This window comes from Kitasatospora sp. NPDC059146 (genome assembly GCF_042786665.1).
GTDB lineage: Bacteria > Actinomycetota > Actinomycetes > Streptomycetales > Streptomycetaceae > Kitasatospora.
In genome coordinates this window covers 40,064-46,366 of sequence record NZ_JBHZCY010000074.1, presented here as the reverse complement: position 1 = coordinate 46,366, position 6,303 = coordinate 40,064, and the positions used below count along the sequence as shown (strand labels likewise).

Sequence of the window (6,303 nt, the reverse complement as noted above, 5' to 3'; positions counted from 1 at the left end):
GCGCACCCCTCACCGGGGGTGCGCCGCTCGGGCCGTCGGCGTCGGTCCTCAGACCGCGTAGCGCTTCGGGTCGAACAGGTGGAGGTGCTCGGCCACCCAGGCCGAGGTCTTGGCCAGCCCCTCCTCCAGCGGGACCTCCGGCCGCCAGCCCGACCAGGTACGGGCCCGGGAGTTGTCGGACAGCAGCCGGTGCACTTCGCTGCCGGCCGGGCGCAGCCGGGCCGGGTCGACCGTGATCTCGACGTCGGTACGGCCGGAGGCGGCGATCAGCGCACCCGCCAGGTCGCCGATCGAGACCTCGTGCCCGGTCCCGAGGTTCACCGCCTCGCCGACCGCGCGGTCGCAGTCGGCCAGGGCGAGGAAGCCCTCGGCGGTGTCCGTGACGTAGGTGAAGTCCCGGGTCGGGGTCAGCGAGCCCATCCGCAGCTCCCGTACCCCGGAGTGGAGTTGGGCGAGGATCGCGGGGATCACGGCGCGGGCGGACTGGCGCGGGCCGTAGGTGTTGAACGGCCGGACCACGGTGACCGGCAGGTCGAAGGCGTGGTGGAAGCTCAGCGCCATCATGTCGGCCCCGATCTTCGAGGCGGAGTACGGGGACTGGGGCTGCAACGGGTGGTCCTCGCCGATCGGCGCGCGCAGCGCCGTTCCGTAGACCTCGCTGGTCGAGGTGTGCAGGACGCGCCGCACGCCGTGCCGCCGCGCCGCCTCCAGGACGTTCTGGGTGCCGACGACGTTGGTGTGCACGTAGGCGCCCGGGGAGTCGTAGCTGTACGGGATCCCGATCAGCGCCGCCAGGTGGAACACCGTGTCGCAGCCCGCCACGGCGTCCGAGACCCGGCCCGCGTCGCGGACGTCGCCGGCCAGCATCTCGACCCGGTCGCTGCCCAAGTGGGCGGCGAGGTAGCCGCGTTCGGCGTACGGCTTGTAGTGGACCAGGGCGCGGACCCGGGCGCCGCGGGCGACGAGCAGGTCGACCAGGGTCGAGCCGATGAAGCCTTCGCCGCCGGTGACCAGGACGGTGCGGTCGGCCCAGGCGGTGGTGGTGTCGGTGGTGGCGCCGACGGTGGTCATGCCGGTGGTGGTGGCGGTCATTCGGCGAGCTCCGTTTCGATGGTGCGGATCGGGGTCGGGTTCGGGATCGGGGCCGGCGTCGCGGCCGGGCCGCCGGAGCGGCCGGCCAGGCGGCGGACCCAGTCGGCCAGCAGGTCGGCGGCCCGCGCGTGGGTCCCCCCGGTGGCGGCGGCGCCCATGGCGGCCAGCCGGGAGGGGTCGGCCAGCAGCGGGTCGAGCACGGCGGCCAGGGAGTCCGCGTCGGTGGACTCGTCGCGCAGGATCCGCGCCGCCCCCGCGTCGGCGAGCACCTTGGCGTTGTGGAACTGGTGGTCGCCGGGCGCGTGCGGGTACGGCACCAGCACGGCGGGCACCCGGACGGTGGCGAGCTCGGCCACGGTCGCCGCCCCGGCCCGGCAGACCACGACGTCACTGGCGGCGTAGGCGAGGTCCATCCGGTCCAGGTACGGCACCGCCTCGGCGACGGCGTCCCCGCCGACGGCGGCGAGCCGCAGCCGGGTGTCGTCCAGGGCCTGCGGGCCGGTCTTGATCAGCAGCCGGACGTCCGTCCGGCCGCGCCAGCGTTCGGCCAGGCCGAGCGCGGCCTCGGTCAGCCGGCGCGCGCCGAGGCTGCCGCCGTTGAACAGCACCAGCCGCGCGCCGGGCGGAACACCCAGCCGGTGGCGGGCCTCGGCACGCTCGGCCTGCCGGTCCAGCCGGGCGACCGCACCGGTGAGCGGCATGCCGACGGTGACCGCCCGGTGTCGGCGCGCCTTCGGCAGGTGCTCCCTGGTCTCGTCGAAGGCGAGCGCGATCTGCGGGGTGAGCCGCGCGGCGAAGGCGTTGGCCCGCCCCGGCACGGCGTTCGACTCGTGGATCAGACTGGGCAGTCCGGCCATCCGGGCGGCCAGCACGGCCGGCGCGGAGGCGTACCCGCCCATCCCCACCACGACCTGCGCCCGCTGCTCCTCGACCGCCCGCTGCGCCTGCTTGGCGGCGCGGACCAGGTCCGCCGGCAGCAGGAAGCGCCGGGCACCGAGCGAGGGGTCGAACGGGATCATGTCGACGGTGTGCAGCCGGTAGCCCGCCTCGGGGACCAGCCGGGTCTCCAGGCCCCGCGTGGTGCCCACGAACGAGATCACGGCGTCGGGGTCGGTCTTCCGCAGGGCCTCCGCCAAGGCCAGGCCCGGGTAGATGTGGCCGCCGGTGCCGCCGGCACCGATCACGACCGAGAGTGGTGTGTCCATGGCTCACCACCGTGGCGGGCCGGCCTAAGAGGCCTTTAAGAGAATGCGCGCCTTCGCCCGCTATCTTTCGGTATGCCCCGAACGGGCAGGGGTCGTACGAGGAGCGGAGGGTCGGCGGTGCGGATTCTGGTGGCGGACGATGACCAGGAGGTGCGGGAGGCCGTGGCCGACGGACTGACCGTCGAGGGCTACGAGGTGGTCACCGCGGTCGACGGGCACGACGCCCTGGCAAAGATCGCCTCCCACGAGCCCGACGCGGTCGTCCTCGACGTGATGATGCCGGTCCTCGACGGCCTCGCCGTCTGCCGCCAGCTGCGGGCCCTGCACGACCGCACCCCGGTCCTGGTGCTGACCGCGCGGGACAACATCGACGACCGCGTCGACGGGCTGGACGCCGGCGCCGACGACTACCTCGTCAAGCCCTTCGCGCTGGCGGAGCTCACCGCCCGGCTGCGCGCACTGCTGCGCCGCGCCGCCCTCGACGCGCCCGGCGCCGAGGCCGACGCCGAACTGCGCTACGCCGACCTCGTCCTGGACCCGCGGACCCGCACCGGGCACCGCGGCTCCCGCCGGCTGGAGTTCAGCCGCACCGAGGCGACCCTGCTGGAACTGCTGCTGCGGCACGCCGGGCAGGTGCTCACCCGCGAGACCCTGCTGGAGCGGGTCTGGGGGCAGGACTTCGGCCCCGAGTCCAACTCCCTCGCCGTGTACGTCGGTTACCTGCGCCGCAAGCTGGAGGCGGGCGGCGAACCGCGCCTGGTGCACACCGTGCACGGCGTCGGCTACCGACTGGCCGCGGGCTCGTGACCCTCCGCGTCCGGCTCGCGGTGGCGACCGCCCTGGCCGTCGCCACCGTCGCCCTCGGCCTCAGCTGGGCCGCCTTCGCGGTGATCCGCTACGAACTGACCCACCAGCTGGAGCTGGAGCTCACCCAGGCCGCCACCGTCGCCGTCCAGCAGCAGGGCAACGAACCGCCGGGCGTGCTCTCCGGGCAGTGCCGCTACCTGGCCGCCCCGGCCTGCACCCAGGTCGTCCCGGCCGACCCGGCCCGCGACCCCCGCACGGCCGTCGCCCCGTACCTGTTCCCGGTCACCCCGGCCGTGCGCGAGGTCGCCGCCGGGCGGCGCTCCGCCTATTTCAGCACCGCCACCGTCGCCGGCTTCCCGGCCCGGATGCTGGTCACGCCGTTCCGGGGCGGCACCGCGCTCCAGGTCGTACTGCGCTCGGACGGCGTGGACCGCGCCGTACGGCAGTCCGCGGCCGCGTTCGCCGGGCTCGGCGGCGCCGGGGTGCTGGCGGCCGGGTTCCTCGGCTGGTGGGCCTCCCGGACCGGCCTGCGCCCGGTGACCCGGCTCACCGCCACGGTCGAACGGATCACCGCCACCGGCGACCCCCACCACCGGATCACCTCCCACGCGGCCACCGGCCGCCGCCGGGACGAGGTCACCCGGCTCGGCGAGAGCTTCGACACCATGCTCGACGCGCTGGAACGCTCGGTCACCGCCCAGCGCCGACTGGTCTCCGACGCCTCGCACGAGCTGCGCACCCCACTCACGGCGCTGCGCACCAACGCCGAACTGCTGGCCCGCGGCGACCGCCTCACCGACGCCCAGCGCGAACGGGCCGCCACCGCGCTGGGGCGGCAGCTGCGCGAGGTCACCGGCATGGTCAACGACCTGGTCGAACTCGCCCGGGACGAGGAGCCCCAGGCCCTGGTCGAGCGGTTCCGCCTGCTGCCGCTGGTCGAACACGCCGTCACCTCGGCGCGCGGGCACTGGCCGGGCCAGGAGTTCACCCTCACCGTCGGACCGGGCGCCGACGGGGCGGTCGTGCCGGGCGTCCCCGCCCGGCTGGTGCGGCTGCTGGGGAACCTGCTCGACAACGCCGCCAAGTTCGGCGCCGGACGCGGGCCGGTGGAGGTCCGGGTGGCCCTGGCCGGCGACGGCGCCGACACCCTGGAGGTGTCCGTCCGCGACCACGGCCCGGGCATCGCCGCCGAGGACCTCCCGTACGTCTTCGACCGCTTCTACCGCTCCGACACCGCCCGCCGCCTCCCCGGCTCCGGCCTCGGCCTCGCCATGGCCCGCCAGATCGCCCGCGCCCACGGCGCCGACCTCATCGCCCGCGAGGTCCCGCCGCACCACGGCACCGGCGCCTGCTTCGTCCTCACCGGCCTGCCGGTCGGCCCCTGAGGCGGGCAGGCCGGGTCAGAACCTGCTGGTGTCGAGGTCCACCTCGAAGGGCTCAGGAAGCCTCACCGGCACACCGAACGGGTGCGGGCCCTCCACCCGGGTGTAGCCCAACTCCCCTGGCTGGGAGAACAGCGTGCAGGCTCCCTCCTGACGGTCCACCAACAGATAGAGCGGAGCACCAAACTGCGCGTAACGACGGCGCTTCACAGTCCGGTCGGTGTCAGCGTTCGACGGCGAGGTCACCTCGACAACCAGCAGCGTCTGGTCCGGCAGCAGGGCACCCTCCGACTCGAAGAGCTCCTCCGGCAGGACGGCCATGTCAGGCAGGTAGAAATTCTGCGTGCCCGGCAGATCGAGATTGCCTGAACCCGCCAACAAGCCCAACTCATCCATTCGGCGGCCGAGCTGCTTGCCGATCAGGGCGGTGGCGCGCTCATGCGCCCAGGACGGCGACACGGGGGTGATGACTCCCTCGATGATCTCGACGCGTTCACCCGCAATGTGCTGAATCGCGTACTTCAGAGCCTGCTCCGGGTTCGGCACATGGCTGTAGTCGCCAGGACCGATCTGCGCTGTGCTCACTTGCTGTTCTCCTCTCCGGCGCTGGTTTCCGCGCTCGGGGGCTGCCCAGCGGAAACACTACAGAGCGTTCCGGCCTTCACCCCGCCGCGTCACCAGTTCGAGTGAACCGGTTTCGGACGATCCCTGGCCAGATGACTAAGCGCTTGCTTAGAATCGGCACCTGTCCTCTTCCGCCGTGCGAGTACGCCCCCAGGAGTCGTCATGACCGACGTCAACCGTCAGATCCGCCTTGCCCGTCGACCGGTCGGGGAGGTGCGGCCGGAGGACTGGGCGTACGGGGAGGAGCCGGTGGGGGTGCCCGGGGACGGGGAGTTCCTGGGGCGGGCGCGGTACGTGTCGCTGGACCCGGCGATGCGCGGGTGGCTGGACGACCGGCCGTCGTACCTGCCGCCGGTGGGGCTGGGCGAGGTGATGCGGGCCGGGGCGGTGGCCGAGGTGGTCGCGTCCAACCACCCGAAGTTCCGGGTCGGCGACCACGTGGTGGGGTCCTTCGGGGTCCAGGACTACGCGGTGTCGGACGGCAAGGGGGTGGTCAAGGTCGATCCCGCGCTGGCCCCGCTGTCCACCTACCTCGGGGCGCTCGGGATGCCCGGGATGACCGCCTACTTCGGGCTGCTGGAGGTCGGCGCGCTCAAGGAGGGCGAGACCGTGGTGGTCTCGGGCGCGGCGGGGGCGGTCGGCACGATGGTCGGGCAGATCGCCAAGGTGAAGGGCTGCCGGGTGGTCGGGATCGCCGGCGGGCCGGAGAAGTGCGCGCTGCTGACCGAGGAGCTCGGCTTCGACGCGGCCGTCGACTACCGCGCCGAGGACGTCCGCAAGGCCCTGCGCACCCACGCCCCGGACGGCATCGACGTCTACTTCGACAACGTCGGCGGCCCGATCCTGGACGCCGCGCTGACCAGGCTGGCGATGCACGCCCGGGTGGTGGTCTGCGGCGCGATCAGCCAGTACAACAACGAGGACTCGGTGCAGGGCCCGTCCAACTACCTGTCGCTGCTGGTGCGGCGGGCCCGGATGGAGGGCTTCGTGGTGTTCGACTACGCCCGCCGGTACGCGGAGGCGGCGGCCGAGATCGCGGGCTGGATCGGCGAGGGCCGGATCAAGGTGCAGGAGCACCTGGTCGAGGGCACGGTCGCGGACTTCCCGGCGACCCTCGGGATGCTCTTCCGCGGGGAGAACACCGGCAAGCTGGTGCTGGGCCTGTCCTGAACCGCGGACGCCGGAGGCGCCCC

6 protein-coding genes are annotated in these 6,303 nt (G+C 73.7%); 3 read left to right on the top strand and 3 right to left on the bottom strand.

The genetic code is table 11. From position 1 onward, the window contains the following. Window positions 1–48: 48 nt before the first annotated feature. Complete coding sequence (locus tag ACFXPX_RS27610; protein ID WP_380530506.1) at window positions 49–1,092, bottom strand: GDP-mannose 4,6-dehydratase; 1,044 nt, start codon at window positions 1,090–1,092, stop codon at window positions 49–51. Then, window positions 1,089–2,297, bottom strand: coding sequence for an undecaprenyldiphospho-muramoylpentapeptide beta-N-acetylglucosaminyltransferase (gene murG, locus ACFXPX_RS27605; protein WP_380643864.1), 1,209 nt, complete (start codon window positions 2,295–2,297; stop codon window positions 1,089–1,091). Before murG ends, ACFXPX_RS27610 begins: the two co-directional genes overlap by 4 nt. Window positions 2,298–2,369: 72 nt before the next feature. Here murG and ACFXPX_RS27600 point away from each other — a divergent pair, with 72 nt between their 5' ends. Together ACFXPX_RS27600 and ACFXPX_RS27595 are read left to right on the top strand one after the other, a co-directional pair. Beyond that, window positions 2,370–3,104: a response regulator transcription factor gene (locus tag ACFXPX_RS27600; RefSeq protein WP_380530500.1), complete on the top strand. Its 735-nt coding sequence runs from the start codon at window positions 2,370–2,372 to the stop codon at window positions 3,102–3,104. Then, window positions 3,101–4,489: a sensor histidine kinase gene (locus ACFXPX_RS27595; RefSeq protein WP_380591905.1), complete on the top strand. Its 1,389-nt coding sequence runs from the start codon at window positions 3,101–3,103 to the stop codon at window positions 4,487–4,489. Before ACFXPX_RS27600 ends, ACFXPX_RS27595 begins: the two co-directional genes overlap by 4 nt. 15 nt (window positions 4,490–4,504) lie before the next feature. On the opposite strand, the gene ACFXPX_RS27590 is transcribed toward ACFXPX_RS27595, so the two are convergent. Next, window positions 4,505–5,071: a Uma2 family endonuclease gene (locus ACFXPX_RS27590; RefSeq protein WP_380530494.1), complete on the bottom strand. Its 567-nt coding sequence runs from the start codon at window positions 5,069–5,071 to the stop codon at window positions 4,505–4,507. Between the two features lie 201 nt (window positions 5,072–5,272). Between ACFXPX_RS27590 and ACFXPX_RS27585 the strand changes: the two genes are divergently transcribed. Continuing rightward, window positions 5,273–6,280 (top strand): NADP-dependent oxidoreductase, encoded by a 1,008-nt coding sequence (locus ACFXPX_RS27585; RefSeq protein ID WP_380591903.1) that lies wholly within the window; start codon window positions 5,273–5,275, stop codon window positions 6,278–6,280. Window positions 6,281–6,303 lie beyond the last annotated feature (23 nt).